The organism is Acinetobacter tandoii (assembly GCF_008867985.1).
GTDB lineage: Bacteria > Pseudomonadota > Gammaproteobacteria > Pseudomonadales > Moraxellaceae > Acinetobacter > Acinetobacter tandoii.
In genome coordinates, this window is record NZ_VXLD01000003.1 from 80,137 (window position 1) to 97,435 (window position 17,299).

Here is a 17,299-nt window from a genome sequence, read left to right on the forward strand (position 1 = left end):
CCTCTTTCAATTATTCAACAAATGCTGGTTCAGCATCTGTTTTTTCAGTTGGTGCCTCAGCTTCTGCCGATGGAGTCGATGACTTACCTGCACCTGCTGTAATAAATTTACTAATCAAATCTTCCAAATCCATCGTACCCTGAGTGTTAGCGATTGATGCGCCACGCTTGATATAATTCAAGCCACCACCTGGAACAACTTTCAAATACTTCTCACCCAACAAGCCATTGGTTGCTACCATTATGTAAGCATCTTCATCAATACTGGTGATGGATTTCATGTTCGCAATAAGTTGCTGTTCCATTTCTTTTTGTTTCGCTGGTGTAGCTTCGGTATATTCTGTGCTATAGCGCAACTCATCCAACGCATTGTTTTCAACCGTTTTCAACTGTTCTGCATTAAAAGACGTTAGCTTGCCATCCAATTCAAAATGCACCGTTGCCAAACGTGTTACTGGATCTAGAGTAATATCTGTAACACGACCAATCGTGACACCACTCATCGTAACTTTGGCACGAGGCTTCAAGCCATTTACGTTATCAAATTGTGCCGTCATGCTATAGGCATCACGTAAGTTAGTGCCGACTAAGCCACTCACTTTCATTGCCAAGAAAAACAATGCAACACCGAAGACAATCACAAATAATCCTACGGCCAGCTCACTTGCACGTGATTTCATTAAACCCCTCCGAACATGACCGCAGTCAACACAAAATCAAAACCTAATACACAAAGCGATGAATACACCACGGTACGCGTTGTGGATGTTGCAATGCCTTCAGATGTCGGTACACAAGCATAGCCTTGGTAAACCGCAATCCAAGTACACAAAATGGCAAAAACAATACTCTTAATAATCGTGCCATTAAAGATATCTTTATAGAATTGCACATTACTTTGCATGCCACTCCAGAAAGAACCTTCATCTACGCCCAGAAAATCTACGCCGACCATTTTACCGCCAATAATACCAATCGCAGCAAACACCACACTCAACATCGGCAAACTTACAATACCCGCCCACAGACGTGGTGAAACAATACGTTTTAATGGATCAACCCCGATCATCTCCATACTGGATAATTGTTCGGTGGCTTTCATTAATCCAATTTCCGCGGTCAGTGCAGAACCTGCACGCCCAGCAAACAATAATGCGGCAACCACAGGAGCCAATTCACGTAACAGAGTTAACGACACCATGGTGCCCAACATGGCTTCTGAACCAATGTTGACCAAAATGGAATAGCCTTGTAAACCTAAAACCAAACCAATGAACAAACCCGACACCGAAATAATCAGTAAGGACATCACCCCGACACGATACATTTGGTAAACAAACAGTTTGACCCCTAACCATGTCGGCATTGAGCATAGAATTTGTAGCAACATAATGGTTGCAACACCGACACCCTGAACACTCTGAATAACGCGTCTACCTAATGAGGCAATAGCATTCATGCACTAACCTCGCCCGCTAAATACGCTTGATGACTAAACTGATATTCTACAGGCCCTTCAGCCGCACCTGTCAGGAACTGACGCACAAATGGTGATGCATTCGCCTGTAATTCAGCAGGCGTACCTTCACCTTGCACTTTCCCCTCCGCAACCACATAAATATAATCTGCAATCGAAAGCGTTTCTGCTACATCATGCGATACAATAATCGTGGTCAACTCTAGTGCTTCACGTAGAGAACGGATTAGTCGAGTCAGTACACCTTTAACAATCGGATCCTGACCTGCAAAAGGTTCATCATACATAATCAATTCTGGATCTAATGCAATTGCACGTGCCAAAGCCACACGTCGGTTCATCCCCCCTGAAAGTTCAGAAGGCATGAGCTGCTCTGTGCCACGCAGGCCAACCGATTCCAGCTTTAATGCGACCAATTCTGCAATTAAATGCTCAGGTAATTGGGTATGCGCACGCAATGGAAATGCAACATTTTCATAAACGCTCATATCGGTAAATAAAGCACCGCTTTGGAACAGCATGCCCATACGTGCTCGTGCCGCAAACAACTCATGTCGCGACATCTGACCAATATCTTTACCGTCAAGTAGCACTTGCCCATGATCTGGGGTTAACTGCCCCCCAATTAAACGCAACAGTGTCGTTTTACCTGTTCCAGATGGCCCCATAATGGCGGTAATTTGACCACGTCGAATCTTCAGACTGACTTGGTCATAAATGATTCGTTCCCCTCGCTTAAAACTCAGTTCTTTGACTTCAATCAAAGCTGAATTTTCAAGGGGTGCTTGATTATTCATAGCGGAGAAAGTTCCTGCAATTTTTCAGCACGCATACTATAAAGGATTGAACTATAAAATGTTACCTAGTTACGTCGGGTAAACTGTGTGCAATTTGTTTTTTGATTCTGTCATTTTAATTATACGAACCAAGGCGCACAGCATAGAAATTAGAACGCTGTGTTATATAAATTGAGCGTAAAAGAAAAAGATCAAATTGCTCAGCAAAAGAATAAAACCAAGATAAGGCATAATGACCTCTTTTAACGAATACCCTAACAGAGGTTGTTGTTCTATATTGTTGTTCATATTTGTCATATTTCAACATAAATTTGACTTAGTATACATTTTTTAAACAATAAACAAAATCTTTAAACATAAAAAAACCAGCGCTTTTGCGCTGGTTTCTTAGAAGGGATGATTTAGTCGTTAAACTTACGACGACGGTCACCGCCTTCACGACGTGGACGATCTTCACCACCGAATGAACGCTTAGGACGATCTTCGCCACCAAATGAACGCTGTGGACGATCTTCACCACCGAATGAACGTTTAGGACGATCTTCGCCACCAAATGAACGCTGTGGACGGTCACCGAAACCACCTTCACGACGTGGTGGACGATCACCAAAATCACGTTTAGGACGGTCACCAAAAGAACCTTCACGACGCGGTTTGTAATCTACACGGTTACCACGGTTGTCATCATTCGAGTCAAAACGCGGCTTATCATTGAAACCACCTTCACGACGTGGACGATCGCTGTTGAATTCGCGACGTGGACGGTCTTCAAAACCACCTTCACGGCGTGGACGATCATTGTTGAATTCGCGACGTGGACGGTCTTCAAAACCACCTTCACGGCGTGGGCGATCATTGTTGAATTCACGACGTGGACGGTCTTCGAAACCACCTTCACGACGTGGACGATCATTGTTGAATTCGCGACGCGGACGATCTTCACCACCAAACGAACGCTGTGGACGGTCGCCATCACGGCCACCTTCACGACGTTTGAAGTTAGATTCACCTTCAAAACGACGACCACCGCCGAAACCGCCACGACCGCCTTCACGACGACCGCCACCGCCATTGCGACCACGACCACCATCACGACCAGAACGTGCTGGAGGTGGAGATGGCTCTAAGCCTTCGATTTCAGAAACTTCTAAACGAGCATCTAAGTAATCTTCTAAAGCACGGATTTTGCCGCGTTCACGGTAAGTTGCCAAAGTAATTGCTTTACCTGTACGACCCGCACGACCTGTACGACCAATACGGTGTACATAGTCTTCGTTCTTCATTGGTAGACCGAAGTTGATTACGTGTGAAATTGTTGGTACGTCTAAACCACGTGCTGCAACGTCAGTTGCAACCAAGATTTTTGCACGACCTTCACGAATACTACGTAAACGACGGTTACGCACGGTTTGTGGCATTGCACCGTGAAGTGCAACTACTGAGTGACCCGCTTCAGCCAATTCTTCAGCAAGCATGTCTGTGTCTTCTTGCGTAGACGCGAAAACAACAGCTTGATCAAGATCTTCTTCGCTCAACCAGTGAGTTAAAAGTTTTTTCTTGTGCTCGAAGCCATCAGTCCAGTGTAGAGTCTGAGTGATGTCTGTGTTGGTAGAATGACCTGTTTCAATTGCAATACGTTCAGGATCATTCATCATGCGTTCAGCAAGGGTAATGATACGTGGTGCAAATGTTGCAGAGAACATTAATGTTTGTTTACGGTTCGCAGCAAGATCGCTAATCGCTTCTAAGTCTTCAGAGAAACCTAGGTCAAGCATACGGTCAGCTTCATCAACAATTAGCGCATCAACTTTGTCTAATTTAATTTGACGACGGTTCACAAGGTCAAGTAAACGACCTGGTGTCGCAACCACAACTTGTGCACCTTTTAACTGTTGGATTTGCTTGCCAAATGGCATACCGCCCATGATCGCAGCAATACGTGCACCTTTCATGTGACGTACAAATGCAATTGCGTCTTGGCTTACTTGTTGCGCCAACTCACGTGTTGGGCAAAGTACTAAAATATTTGGTTGGGTAATTGCTTTCATACGTTCTTTGAACGGAACGAAAGTCTCTTGACCTGCAAGTGCGTTTAACGTTGGAAGTAAAAACGCCGCAGTTTTACCTGAACCTGTTTGGCTTGATACAAGAAGGTCTTTACCTTCTAAAGCAGCAGGAATCGATTGTTCCTGTACAGGCGTAGGAGATGTAAAACCTAGGCTTTGTAGCGCTTGTTGTAACGATTCATGTAAAGAAAATTCAGCAAAAGTTTTGCTCATAGAGTTTTTCACCCGAAAACTGGGTGCTCCATTAAAATAAAGTCAGATGGACATCGGCAAAAAGCGGCACAGCAATAATCGCTGAAAATATAGAATCAGCGGCGATCCGAGAACGACGATGCGTATAACGCACATTTGATTACAGCCGCAACCTGAAGGAATCGCTTAAGCGATTGGGTGGGGCGCGAAATAATGTCCTCTCTTTGGACCGGACGCGCATACACAATGATAGAAGAGAATGTTCAGGTAATGAACGAAATTTAGTGCGTGGCAAGATTATAACAGCATATTTTTAAAAGTCACCTTTTTTAATCGACTTTTACCATTTTTTTAAAAAATATTATTTAAAGATGCAATTAAGGCTTGGAATTTTATATAAAAAAGCCCTCAAAATTGAGAGCTTTTTTATCGTCACTTGATCAGGTAATCATTCAATTACTTTGCTGCTTCGCCCCACGCTGGCACGACTGCCTGCATTAATGGCTTTAACATTTTCATTGAACATGCAAGTACTTGACCATTTTCCATAGAGTCGCTACCGCCACGTGCATCAACCACAGTGCCGCCCGCTTCTTTCACAATCAATTCGCCTGCTGCGATGTCCCAAGGCTTTAGACCGAGTTCGAAATAAGCATCGAAACGACCCGCTGCTACATACGCCAAATCTAATGCTGCTGAACCTGTACGACGATATTGCGCACCAGCTTCAGTTACATTTAACAATGAAGCAAAATGATTTTTTGCATAAGAAATCACTTCACCATTACGTTTTGCGCGGTAAGCATGTCCTACAGACATGAATGTATTTTCAAGGCTGTCTTTCACATTTACACGAATACGGCGTTGATTCATCATGGCACCACGACCACGACTCGCAGAGAACAACTCATCTTTCACAGGGTCGTAAATTACACCGTGTTGAGTAATGCCTTTATGTTGAACTGCAATAGAGATACAGAAATGAGGAACACCGTTAATGAAGTTTAAAGTGCCATCAAGTGGGTCAATGATCCAACACCAATCTGCGTCGTGACCTTTACCTTCTTGATAACCAAACTCTTCACCAAGGAAACTGTGGTTTTTATAGCTTTTACGTAGCGTATCGATGGTCAATTGTTCCAAATAACGGTCTACACGCGTTACAGGCCCATCAATTCCTTTTTCTTCGACTTGTAGATCAAGTTTATGACGATTTTGATGCGCTTTTAAAAGCTCTTGACCGACTGTTTGAGCCGCACGCGCAGCCATCACCACCATAGGTTCCATTGAACACCCACTACAAATTTGAAGATATTGATTAAAGAATAATGCATAAAAGCCCCTATATCTTAACAAATATAAGCGCTTTTAGGGAAAAAATGTTTCGAAAATTTAGCTTTTGATCAGCCTATACTTTGAACAAGCTTTAACCATGCTGATTCTATTGATTTAACAAGGCCTTGTGCATCTAAACCTGCTTGTTGCAACATTTGATTATGTGTTGCCTGATGCATAAAGTTATCAGCCAAACCTAAATTCAACATCGGCTTAACAATTTGCGCTTGTGCCAAATATTCATTCACTGCACTACCCGCACCTGCCATTACTGCATGTTCTTCTACGGTGACAAACAATTGAGTTTGATCGGCTAAGCGCGATAACATCTGTTCATCTAAAGGTTTCACAAAGCGCATATTCACCACACGCACGCCAATATCTAATTGCTGTGCCAGACTACGTGCAGCTTCTACAGATGCCGCAACACGACTACCAAAGGCCAGAATGCTGATCTGTTCATCAGCAGTTTCGTTCAATTGCAAGACGATTTCAGCACGCCCTATTTCTAGTTCAGTCATGTGCTGCTGTATTTCCACACCTAAGCCATTACCACGCGGATAACGAACTGCTGCTGGTCCAGGATATAAATAGGCGGTATGCAGCATTTGACGACATTCATTTTCGTCTTTCGGTGCCATGATCACCATATTCGGCACAGTTCGCATGAAGGCATAGTCATAGGCACCTGCATGCGTTGGACCGTCTTCCCCCACCAAACCTGCACGGTCAATTCCGAACGTCACATCCAGATTTTGTAATGCCACATCATGGATCAACTGATCATAACCACGTTGCAAGAAGGTGGAATAGATGGCAACCACAGGTTTTAAGCCTTCGCACGCCATCCCCGCAGCCAGTGTCACTGCATGTTGTTCTGCAATCGCCACGTCAAAGAAACGCTCTGGATATTGCTGTGCAAACTTGACCATACCTGAGCCTTCGCACATAGCAGGCGTAATCGCTAATAAACGTGTATCTTGTGCTGCTTCATCACATAACCACTGACCAAATACGTCCGAATATTTGGGTGCTGCTTGTGGTGCTGCCTTGGCATTTATTTTGCTAATGGCGTGGTATTTAATTTGTTCTGCTTCAGCAGGTGCAAAGCCTTTGCCTTTTTTAGTATAGACGTGAATTAAGCGTGGCCCACTGCGTTTTTTCAAAGCTTCAAAAACTTGCGTCAACTCTTTGACATTATGGCCATCAAAGGGTCCAAAATAATCAAAACCAATCGCTTTAAACAGATTATCAGCAGCTTCTGTTGCGGATTGATGCAAGCGTGAGTTATATGACCATTTTGGATGTGGTTGTACGTAGGCTTCGCCTTGTTCTGAAATATGTACTGACTGACCACTTTCCCAAATTGCTGCCAAATGTTTGGCAAAACCACCCGTACTGCACGAAATCGACATATCGTTGTCGTTGAGTACCACCATCAAGTCAGCGTTATGCGCCACGGCATCATTCATGGCTTCAAACGCCATGCCCGCAGTCATAGCACCATCACCCACAATCGCCACCACATCACAAGGATTTTGTTGGTAGCGACGCGCTAACGCCATGCCCAGCCCCGCTGAAATTGCAGTAGATGAGTGGCCAACCCCAAAAGTATCAAAAATCGATTCGTCTCGCGCAGGGAATGCTGCTAGACCATCTTTAGCACGAATGGTGGTTAATAACTCACGACGACCTGTTAAGGCTTTGTGTGGATAAGCCTGATGACCCACATCCCAAATTAGGCGATCATCTGGCGTATTAAAACAGTAATGCAAGGCAACTGTTAACTCAATGACCCCCAAGTTCGCGCCAAAATGTCCGCCGCTTTGTCCAGCTGCATACAAAATAAATTGACGTAACTCATCCGCCACTTGTGGTAGTTGATCACGCGCGAGCAAACGTAGTTGTTGTGGATGATCGATCGTATCCAGCAACGGTGTTACAGGGCGTTGAGTTGGTATTTCTGTATACAACATATGTGGCAAAGCCTTCTAAAGCCTGGCAAATCCTAAGCTAGGTAAATGGGTTACTCGATCATCGTGGGATGATATCACCTTCAATCAGCCACATTTCTGGCGATGCGTACTTGAGTACAAAACTCAATTGGCGTTTTTTGGTGCGTAGATTATCCTGAATAATATAGCTATTTATCAACTATTATCGTTCGCTTTCTACAAAAAAGAAAATCTTGCATACATTTTCAATGTGACTATTCTACTAATGTCCAAGCATTACGCTATACTTTAGTCAATTTATAAACTATTTAACGGGTTAAACAGTGCCTATAGAATTTGTCGCAACGTCTCGCCTTCCCACTGCTTTTGGTGAATTTAAAATTACGGTCTTTCAAGACCCGAAAACGGGTGAAGAACATGTTGCGCTCTCTAAAGGACTCGATACACCACCAACGGGTCCAGTATTGGTTCGCATTCACTCGGAATGTTTGACTGGTGATGCTTTCGCATCATTAAAATGTGACTGTGGTCCGCAATTACAAGCCACCCAAAAACTCATTAATGAAGTCGGACAAGGCGTCATTCTCTACTTGCGTCAGGAAGGCCGCGGCATTGGTCTTACCAATAAAATTCGCGCCTATGCCCTGCAAGATCAAGGACATGACACCGTCGATGCCAACCTCATGCTGAATTTACCTGCCGATGCACGTCGCTATGACATGTGTAGCATTATGTTGGATCATCTCAATATCAAAGAAGTTCGCTTGGTTACCAATAATCCATTAAAGATTAAAGCATTAACCGATCTTGGCATTAATGTAATTGACCGTGTACCATTAACGGTGGGTTTAAATCCGTTCAATGAAGATTATTTAAAAACCAAACATGAACGCATGGCACATATGTATAAAAAGGATGACTTTTAAGTCATCCTCGTCTGATTTATTTGCATATTTTTCAATCAATAACAGCATTTAAGTCAGCTAAATCGTCATCGAGAAAATACGGTTATTCGGCATTTTTCGACTTAAACGCAAATCGAATGCCATACAAATATTTCGCACAAAAGGTTTGCCTTGCTCAGTAATTTGAATGTGATCTGCTTCAATCGTTAACAAGCCATCTTTTTGCATTTCTTCTAGTTGTTGTAACACCTGTGGTAATTCTGGAAATCTCTGAGCTTTATCCTGCCATGACGTCGTAAAGGTACACATTAAATTCAGAATATGTTGCCGAATAACCAAGTCTTCATTGCTTAAAATATGCCCACGATAGACAGGGATTTCATTTTGCTCTAGGCGTGCATAATAATCTTCTAAAGTCTTTTCATTCTGCGCAAAGCTGTACCAACTATCACTGATGGACGAAAGCCCTAAACCAATCATGACCTGAGTTTTGGATGAGGTATACCCCATAAAATTACGATGTAAATTGGCTTGCTGAAAGGCTTGATACATTTTGTCATGTGACAAAGCAAAATGGTCCATGCCAATTTCATAATAACCTTGTGCCAGCAGTTTTTTCTTACCCTCTTCATAGAGCTGGCGTTTTAATTCGTCTTTGGGGACATCCTGATCTTTAAAACCACGTTGTCCATTGCCTTTAATCCAAGGCACATGCGCATAACTATAAAATGCCAAACGGTCTGGACGTAACAGATTGGTTTGATCAATGGTATGTAAAACATCGGTTAAATCTTGGAAAGGCAGGCCAAACACCAAATCATGCGAGATAGAGGTATAACCTATTTCCCGCGCCCAATCCGTCACTTGTTGTACATGCGCAAAGGGTTGAATGCGATGAATGGCTTTTTGTACTTTTTCATTATAATCCTGCACTCCGTAGCTGACACGGCGGAAACCAAGGTCATATAGGGCTTGCAGATGTTCACGCGTGGTATTGTTCGGATGCCCTTCAAAACTAAATTCATATTCGTCCGAGATTTCCGCTTGCGACAAAATGCCTTGGATAAGTTGAGTTAAATGTTCGGCCGAAAAGAAAGTCGGTGTGCCACCGCCCAAATGAATTTCTTTGATAATGGGTTTTTCGACCAACAACTGACAGTACAAGTCCCACTCTTTTAACACTGCTTGAATGTAAGGCTGTTCCATCTCATGCTTTTTGGTGACGCGTTTGTGGCAGCCACAAAAGGTACATAGGCTTTCACAAAACGGCAGATGGATATACAAACTAATGCCTTCTCGGGCATTCGATTCATCAAATGCTCGCTTTAGGCTTTGCTTCCACTGCACCAAACTAAAATCTTGCTCTTCCCAATACGGCACAGTTGGATAACTGGTATAGCGTGGACCTGCAACATTGTACTTTTGAATAAGGGAATTGGCTTGAGTCATGGATGCCTCATCAGAATCTCTGCCTGATACAACAGGCGTGTTTCCTCTATTGTGCGGAGCTTAAATTCAGAATTCAACCTAGCCTTTTAGTCGGGATAATTTCTATGAGATCAGATAGATACTGTAATTCAAACCAACCAACTTATTTATCCAAATAAGAAAAAACCTTAATTTTTTTATGATTTTATGTTACATGTTAGGGCAACTTTTATTATTTTTTAGAGGGTTGAGATGCAACATCCAACGTCCACAGATATTCAACGTGTTCGTGACTTTCTTCTCGATTTACAAGCCCGTATTTGTGCTAGCTTAGAACAACAAGAACGTGCTGGCGGTGGAACTGCTGAATTTATCATTGATGATTGGCAACGCCCTGAAGGCGGTGGCGGACGTTCACGCGTATTACAAAATGGTACAGTGATTGAAAAAGGTGGTGTGATGTTCTCACACATCAACATTTCCAAACTGCCTGCTTCTGCCACTGAACGTCATCCTTCAATTGCAGGTGCAAAAGCCCAAGCCATGGGGGTGTCTTTAGTGATTCATCCTAAAAATCCGAATGTGCCGACTTCACATGCCAATGTACGGTTATTTGTAGCGGAGCCTGAAGGACAAGACCCAATCTGGTGGTTTGGGGGTGGTTTTGACCTCACCCCATTTTATCCTAACGATGAAGATGTACGGTCTTGGCATCAAACGGCGTATGACTTATGTGCTCCATTTGGCGATGGCGTCTATGCCGAGCATAAGCAATGGTGTGATGACTATTTCTATTTAAAACATCGTGATGAACAACGCGGTGTTGGTGGTTTGTTCTTTGATGATTTAAATCAATGGGACTTTGAAACCTGTTTTAACTACATTCAAGCGGTGGGCAATGGTTACCTAAACGCGATCCTGCCAATTTTCCAAAAAAATCAAGATAAACCTTATACTGAAGCACAACGTGAATTCCAGATTTACCGTCGTGGTCGTTATGTCGAATACAATCTGGTTTATGACCGTGGCACATTATTTGGGTTACAAACAGGCGGACGAATTGAATCGATTTTGGTCAGTTTGCCTAATTTAGCGGGTTGGTCATATCGCCCTGAATGGGAGGCAGACTCTGCCGAGAAAAAGCTCACGGATTATTATTTAAAACCTCAAGATTGGCTCAATCTACTCAAATAGACACACGCACTTACAATTTTGAAACCTTAAGTACGCCCTTTTTAACCAGATCAGGGCGACTTATAGCTTAGATTTGTATATTTCCCTGCAAACTCCCCGTAGAATGTCTTCTACAAAAATGTCTATTCTTTGCATTTATCAAAAATACTGTCACCGCTTTAAAACAGCATTCCCGCTCTTTACGGTTTAAAAATACATAAACTGAAGAAGGTATTTTTAATATATTCATTTTAATGACATGAAAATCTCGTATCGTTCTGTGCTGTCATCTGAGGTCTCTAACATGTTCACAAAAAAAGTTAGTTCAACCATCATGGTTTTTTCCTGCTTTGCTATTGTCTTCCTGAGTTCAATCAGTACGACTATTTTTTCCGAAAGTGCATTCAATGATAATGCGTCGATCAGTATTGCTGTACTTGCTGCAATTGGCTTAGCCCTGACCACTGCAAAACTCATCTTTGATACGATTCACAATATTTGTAATCCATAAGCACTTGATTTCCACCCCAGAAAAAATAGGTTAGCGCTTTAGCCTGAGTGCAATTTGCCGTATATTGAACGGCATTTCTCACATGGATTTTGTGCGATGAGCAAACAATTCGCTGTCATCGGCAACCCGATTGAACAGTCTCGTTCCCCTGAACTTCATCATGCCTTTGCAGCAAAAACAGGCATCGACCTCCGCTACAGCAAACGCTTAGCCCCTCTAGATGGCTTTGAAGCCAGTGTGCAAGATTTTTTCGCTCAAGGTGGCTGTGGTATGAATGTCACTGTTCCATTTAAAGAGCAAGCCTTTGCGCAATGTCAGGTACTGACCGAACGAGCCAAGATTGCCAAAGCCGTCAATACGCTATGGATGCAAGATGGCATACTTCATGGCGACAATACCGATGGTCAAGGTCTGGTCGATGCGATCCATGCTTTGGGATGGTCACTCGCTCAAAGCCGCATCTTAATTTTAGGTGCAGGTGGGGCAACACGTGGTGTGATTTATCCTTTGGTACAAGCAGGCGCGAAACATATCGTGATCGCCAACCGTACGCTATCTCGTGCGGAACAACTGGTGACAGATTTACAACAGTATGTGCCGCAAGCTGAACTCAGTGCGACAGCACTCACTACCTTAACTGGAGAATTTGATCTGGTGATTAATGCCACTTCTGCCAGTTTGAGTGGTGAAGCCTTAATCCTTCCAGAGCAACTGATTTTTCACCATGCTTACGAAATGGCTTACGGTAAACCCTCCAGTTTTCTTGACCAAGCCAAAGCACGCGGTATCCCAAGTTCTGAAGGGTTTGGCATGTTAGTTGGACAAGCCATAGAAGCCTTTTCCATTTGGAATGGGGTGAAACCTGAATTAAAAGATTTCCTTTAATCACTCAAGAACACCCTTGAGAAAATAAAAAAAGCCAACCGACTTAGGTTGGCTTTTTTGAATACATGACTTTATTTCAAATGCTTAACCACAGCGACATACGCTTTTTCATACAGATCATAATCCATAAAACCATCGTGGTCTTTGTTTAACTTGGCAATAGATTGCTCGGAAAGTTTATCCTTACGATCATCTGCAAATGCTTGCCCCAGTACCGCTGCCGCACTTTTTAAAGTTTTGGTTTGCTCAGCATTGAGCTCATAGTCATCCTGAAATAACTCAATATAATAATCTGCAAAGACCGCTTGCGGCGTTTTATACTGCTGAACTCGCTTGTTCCATGCCTGATATTCTTTCGCACCTTCCGAAGCGTCTTGAACAATACGCGCAGCGCTATAACCCAACTCATCAAACTGATCTGGATCTAGTAATTTGTGCTTTGCTTTCAGGCTATTCAAACGAGTTAAAGCTTTGCCTTTCGGCTCTTCTAAACGGTCATTGAAACGGTAAGCATAGACTTCTGCAATTTCATTTAATTCGCTATTGCTATAATGCTTCACTATTTCAGGGCGGTTTGCAGACAGCATCAAGACGAAGACCGATTGGTAAGTCTTAATATAAGAACCTGTGTTTGCAAAAGTTTTTTCTGCCAAGTCCGACAACTGCTGATCAAAGCTCAACTGTTCTCCCTGCTGTCCATCTACACCAGTTCCAGACATACCTAACGATTTGGTAAAGCCTGTCACTACATTTTCTAGCATTGAGCCTTTGGTGACTTCCTCAACCGATTTGGCATCGCGTAATGCTTTTTTATCAATCGGTGTGGCATGTCCATAATTCGAGACTTGCATATCTAGATTGATACCGAAGTTCCCAATGGTCTCATCAGCAAATTGTAATTGATATGCCAAATCTACTGCACGACCTTGATTATCCAACGCCACATCTATAGTGACTGGCATAGCCTGCCCACTTTCTGCTAAAGCAGCCTGAATTTCAGGTTGATGCTTAATCCAAAGCGCTTTAAACGCCTGCACATCGGTTAATTGATCGCTAACATAAGGTTCAAAAATATGTTCTACCTCTTGCATCGCCAACACTTTTTGCTCCAGTGCAGAAGCAGAAGCGGTTGATTTCGCTTTACCTTGCGCTGTTTGTAGCAACTTGATGCCATAGATATCTTGACAGTAAGTTACATCACCAATTGCGAGATGTTTTTTACTGCTCAACAATGCTTCACATGCCTGTTCCGATAAAAGTTGACTTGATGATGCTGCAGCAACTGCACCCGTAGCAACATCTTCTGCTACTTCATCTTCAACAGTTTCTTCCTGCGCTTCGGCAACCTCTTCTGTATGTTCAGATGCATCAGTTGATTCTTGCTCTGGATATAACAACTCATCCAAACGATTATTAATTAAGGTTGCTACACGCTCTGAAGATGCATAGGCTTGTGCACTCACTGATTCACTGCTTGCTGCAACCGCTGCGTCTGCAGCTTTTTCGGCCTCTTCTGCTACAATTGAAGCATCTTCACTAACGGTATCAGTTTCAACCACGCCCATGACTCGCTGAGTAAGGTATGGTTTATTAATCTGCTCAAACAGACTCATTTGCAGCATTAAATTGCCCAAATCACCTTGATAGCGGATTTTATTGCTGATGCCCTGTTGTTTTTCTGATGCTGAAACATGCATACGCTGCAATTGTTTAGTATCAGCCAATACATAAGGCAAAGCATTCATCTGTTTCAGGTAATCGACCAGTTTAGGCACATTTACACGATCAAGATCTTGTTTATATTTAGAAAAATCTAAATATGCATAAGATGCCTGACTGTCTTTATTGACCAAGTAAGGCATGAACGCAAAATAATTGGCATAGAACTTATAGTTTTGAAAATCCACCACCATTGGGAGCTTCGCTTCAACCAATAGCGTTGGTTTTTGATACTTGGCCACCAGATTTAAAGATGCCATTTTGTCTCGATAATGTACCGAACCATCATAGCTAATTTTTAAATCATTCATAAAATTCATCAGACCTGCAGCAATGCGGGCAGATGATGAATCCGAACCTTGACCGTAAGAATACGGGCTTTGCTCTGCAAGAATCGCCTCATACAAGGCCTGCTTCTCTTGTTTACTCAACGACAACTTTTGTTGTTTTAAGTACTGATCTAACTGCTTTTGAATGGCGGGGTCTAAATTCTGCGTCGAATTAGAAGTTGTTTGGGTATTGGCAACTTTGCCTTTACTGGTATCAAACTGGAAACCCATGTTACCGCGATAATCGTAACTCGGATATTCATACATCGCATTGACGCCAGTAACCGCTTGTTGTTCCAAAGAGGTATTGGTCGAATTAGATGTATTCGAATTGGATTTTATGACATGCTGAGAGCAACCGACTATGCTCAAACTTAAAAGACAGCAACTTAAATATTTTAAACGCATAGGTTTTTTTAAACCCCTTATTTATTTATACTTTAAGACATCAAAAAAATTGATTAAATGATCAAAAGACCGCAGATACTGTAGCAAAAAAATACAATATTTTGATAACATTTTTTACTTTAATTAGCCTTTCTGACATTTCTATTGGGCTACACTATCAATGTATTTTTATAACTAATGTGAATAATCAAATTATCGATTCGGATAATCCAAAACTATTTCTAAATTAGGATTAATATCATGCCAGCATATAAAGCTCCCCTACACGACATTCGTTTTTTAATGAATGAAGTGTTTGATTACCCTGCACATTACAAAACTTTATCCAACGGCGAACTCGCTGATGCTGACACTGTAGACATGATTCTAGAAGGTGCAGCGGATTTTTGTGAAAACGTACTTTCGCCAATTAATCAATCTGGCGATGAAGAAGGCTGTCATTTTGACAATGGTGAAGTGAAAACGCCAAAAGGTTTTAAAGAAGCCTATGACCAATTTGTCCAAGGTGGTTGGCAAGGTTTATCTTTCCCTGAGGAATTTGGCGGTCAAAACTTACCACAATCTTTAAACTTGATTAAATCGGAAATGATGGGGACGGCAAACTGGTCATTCCAGATGTACCCTGGTTTAAGTATTGGCTGTATGAACACCATTTTACAGTTTGGTACAGATGAACAAAAAAATCTGTATATGCCAAATTTGGTTGCAGGGACATGGTCAGGTACCATGTGTTTAACAGAGCCACAATGTGGTACAGACTTAGGCCAAGTCAAAACCAAAGCAGAGCCAAATAGCGATGGTACCTATAATATTTCAGGCACCAAAATTTTCATCTCTGCGGGTGAACAAGATTTAACTGAAAATATCATTCACATCGTTCTCGCCCGCCTTCCAGATGCACCTGCTGGCACCAAAGGTATTTCTCTGTTCATTGTGCCTAAATTTTTGGTGAATGAGGATGGCAGCCTCGGTGAACGCAACCCTGTAACGTGTGGTTCGATTGAACATAAGATGGGGATTCGAGCTTCTGCAACAGCAGTCTTAAACTTTGACAATGCTGTAGGTTATTTAATCGGTGAACCGAACAAAGGCTTACATGCCATGTTCACCTTTATGAATACTGCACGTATTGGGACCGCGATTCAAGGTATTGCACATGCTGAACTGTCTTTCCAAGGCGCGTTACCTTATGCCAAAGAACGTATGTCAATGCGTGCCCTTTCAGGTAAAAAAGACCCTGAAAAAGTCGCGGATGCGATTATTCACCATGCCGATGTGCGTCGTATGTTGTTGACTCAAAAAGCGATTGCTGAAGGTGGCCGTGCCATGATTTATCATGCTGCACAAATTGCCGACAAAATGGCCGATGCATTAACACTGGGCGATACAGCCGCATTTGAAGCAGCCGATGATCATTTAGGTTTTTACACCCCAATTTTAAAAGGCTTTCTAACAGAATTAGGCTTAGAAGCAGCCAATCATGGTATGCAAGTTTATGGTGGTCACGGTTATATTAAAGAATGGGGGATGGAACAAATTGCACGAGATGCACGTATTTCAACCCTATACGAAGGAACTACAGGTGTTCAGGCACTGGACTTGATTGGTCGTAAAGTTTTACTGACCTCTAAAGGTAAAGTGATTCGTGACTATACGGCTGAAATTTTAAAATTCTGTGGTCAACATGCACGCAATAAATACATGCGCCGTTTTGCGTGGGATTTAACCAAGCTTTGCGCACAGTGGAATGCTTTAACTGTGCGTATTATGCTTGCAGCACGTAAAGACCGCGATATCGTATCAAGTGCATCTGTAGACTTCCTCATGTTCTCGGGCTATGTGATGATGGCTTATTTCTGGGCGCAACAAGCGGCAGTAGCTTCTGCTAAACTTGCAGCAGGTGAAGGTCAAGAAACCCCAGAATTTTATAAAGCTAAAATTAAAGTCGCAGACTTCTACTTTGAACGTTTGCTACCACGTACACAAGGTCATGCTGAAGCGATGGTCAACCCTTCACGCACCATGACCTCATTAGCTGCGGAACATTTTAGTTTTGATTACTAAGTTATAAACTCAATAAAAAGACCGCTAAAGCGGTCTTTTTTATTCTTCGCATCTCT

General features: G+C 42.5%; 13 protein-coding genes. 5 read left to right on the plus strand and 8 right to left on the minus strand.

All coding sequences use genetic code 11. The features are described 5' to 3' along the window. Positions 1-10: 10 nt before the first annotated feature. From mlaD to dxs, 6 genes are all read right to left on the minus strand, one after another. On the minus strand, positions 11-679 hold the full coding sequence (gene mlaD, locus F4W09_RS06490) for an outer membrane lipid asymmetry maintenance protein MlaD (RefSeq protein ID WP_016168627.1): 669 nt from the start codon (positions 677-679) through the stop codon (positions 11-13). Then, positions 679-1,458, minus strand: coding sequence for a lipid asymmetry maintenance ABC transporter permease subunit MlaE (gene mlaE / locus F4W09_RS06495; protein WP_016168628.1), 780 nt, complete (start codon positions 1,456-1,458; stop codon positions 679-681). The genes mlaD and mlaE overlap by 1 nt, the downstream gene beginning before the upstream one ends. Continuing rightward, positions 1,455-2,273 (minus strand): ABC transporter ATP-binding protein, encoded by an 819-nt coding sequence (locus F4W09_RS06500; RefSeq protein ID WP_151504355.1) that lies wholly within the window; start codon positions 2,271-2,273, stop codon positions 1,455-1,457. The genes mlaE and F4W09_RS06500 overlap by 4 nt, the downstream gene beginning before the upstream one ends. Before the next feature lie 401 nt (positions 2,274-2,674). After that, positions 2,675-4,552 carry a DEAD/DEAH box helicase gene (locus tag F4W09_RS06505; RefSeq protein ID WP_044739642.1) on the minus strand — a complete coding sequence of 626 codons (1,878 nt, stop codon included), beginning with the start codon at positions 4,550-4,552 and terminating at the stop codon, positions 2,675-2,677. A gap of 435 nt (positions 4,553-4,987) precedes the next feature. Further along, positions 4,988-5,818, minus strand: coding sequence for an inositol monophosphatase family protein (locus F4W09_RS06510; RefSeq protein WP_016168632.1), 831 nt, complete (start codon positions 5,816-5,818; stop codon positions 4,988-4,990). 116 nt (positions 5,819-5,934) lie between these two features. After that, the gene (gene dxs, locus F4W09_RS06515) at positions 5,935-7,842 is read right to left on the minus strand and encodes a 1-deoxy-D-xylulose-5-phosphate synthase (RefSeq protein WP_151504356.1); all 1,908 of its coding nucleotides are present in this window, start codon (positions 7,840-7,842) and stop codon (positions 5,935-5,937) included. Between the two features lie 302 nt (positions 7,843-8,144). On the opposite strand from dxs, the gene ribA reads away from it, so the two are divergent. Beyond that, positions 8,145-8,747 carry a GTP cyclohydrolase II gene (gene ribA / locus F4W09_RS06520; protein ID WP_016168634.1) on the plus strand — a complete coding sequence of 201 codons (603 nt, stop codon included), beginning with the start codon at positions 8,145-8,147 and terminating at the stop codon, positions 8,745-8,747. A gap of 57 nt (positions 8,748-8,804) precedes the next feature. On the opposite strand, the gene hemN is transcribed toward ribA, so the two are convergent. After that, on the minus strand, positions 8,805-10,175 hold the full coding sequence (hemN, locus tag F4W09_RS06525) for an oxygen-independent coproporphyrinogen III oxidase (RefSeq protein ID WP_151504357.1): 1,371 nt from the start codon (positions 10,173-10,175) through the stop codon (positions 8,805-8,807). A gap of 231 nt (positions 10,176-10,406) precedes the next feature. On the opposite strand from hemN, the gene hemF reads away from it, so the two are divergent. The 3 genes from hemF to aroE all read left to right on the plus strand — a co-directional run bounded on the left by hemF (position 10,407) and on the right by aroE (position 12,723). Beyond that, a complete protein-coding gene (gene hemF / locus F4W09_RS06530; RefSeq protein WP_151504358.1) occupies positions 10,407-11,348 on the plus strand; it encodes an oxygen-dependent coproporphyrinogen oxidase in 942 nt (313 codons plus the stop codon). Between the two features lie 283 nt (positions 11,349-11,631). Beyond that, complete coding sequence (locus F4W09_RS06535; protein ID WP_151504359.1) at positions 11,632-11,838, plus strand: hypothetical protein; 207 nt, start codon at positions 11,632-11,634, stop codon at positions 11,836-11,838. A gap of 96 nt (positions 11,839-11,934) precedes the next feature. After that, a complete protein-coding gene (aroE, locus tag F4W09_RS06540; protein ID WP_151504360.1) occupies positions 11,935-12,723 on the plus strand; it encodes a shikimate dehydrogenase in 789 nt (262 codons plus the stop codon). Positions 12,724-12,794: 71 nt separating this feature from the next. Here the strand turns inward: aroE and F4W09_RS06545 are convergent, their stop codons facing one another. Further along, positions 12,795-15,179 carry a hypothetical protein gene (locus tag F4W09_RS06545; protein WP_151504361.1) on the minus strand — a complete coding sequence of 795 codons (2,385 nt, stop codon included), beginning with the start codon at positions 15,177-15,179 and terminating at the stop codon, positions 12,795-12,797. Positions 15,180-15,419: 240 nt separating this feature from the next. Here F4W09_RS06545 and F4W09_RS06550 point away from each other — a divergent pair, with 240 nt between their 5' ends. Further along, a complete protein-coding gene (locus F4W09_RS06550; RefSeq protein WP_016168640.1) occupies positions 15,420-17,243 on the plus strand; it encodes an acyl-CoA dehydrogenase C-terminal domain-containing protein in 1,824 nt (607 codons plus the stop codon). The last annotated feature ends 56 nt before the right edge of the window (positions 17,244-17,299 follow it).

Coding starts and splice junctions, on each gene's coding strand:
- mlaD (WP_016168627.1), bottom strand. CDS start 679: ATGAAATCACGTGCAAGTGAGCTGGCCGTAGGATTATTTGTGATTGTC.
- mlaE (WP_016168628.1), bottom strand. CDS start 1,458: ATGAATGCTATTGCCTCATTAGGTAGACGCGTTATTCAGAGTGTTCAG.
- F4W09_RS06500 (WP_151504355.1), bottom strand. CDS start 2,273: ATGAATAATCAAGCACCCCTTGAAAATTCAGCTTTGATTGAAGTCAAA.
- F4W09_RS06505 (WP_044739642.1), bottom strand. CDS start 4,552: ATGAGCAAAACTTTTGCTGAATTTTCTTTACATGAATCGTTACAACAA.
- F4W09_RS06510 (WP_016168632.1), bottom strand. CDS start 5,818: ATGGAACCTATGGTGGTGATGGCTGCGCGTGCGGCTCAAACAGTCGGT.
- dxs (WP_151504356.1), bottom strand. CDS start 7,842: ATGTTGTATACAGAAATACCAACTCAACGCCCTGTAACACCGTTGCTG.
- hemN (WP_151504357.1), bottom strand. CDS start 10,175: ATGACTCAAGCCAATTCCCTTATTCAAAAGTACAATGTTGCAGGTCCA.
- hemF (WP_151504358.1), top strand. CDS start 10,407: ATGCAACATCCAACGTCCACAGATATTCAACGTGTTCGTGACTTTCTT.
- F4W09_RS06535 (WP_151504359.1), top strand. CDS start 11,632: ATGTTCACAAAAAAAGTTAGTTCAACCATCATGGTTTTTTCCTGCTTT.
- aroE (WP_151504360.1), top strand. CDS start 11,935: ATGAGCAAACAATTCGCTGTCATCGGCAACCCGATTGAACAGTCTCGT.
- F4W09_RS06545 (WP_151504361.1), bottom strand. CDS start 15,179: ATGCGTTTAAAATATTTAAGTTGCTGTCTTTTAAGTTTGAGCATAGTC.
- F4W09_RS06550 (WP_016168640.1), top strand. CDS start 15,420: ATGCCAGCATATAAAGCTCCCCTACACGACATTCGTTTTTTAATGAAT.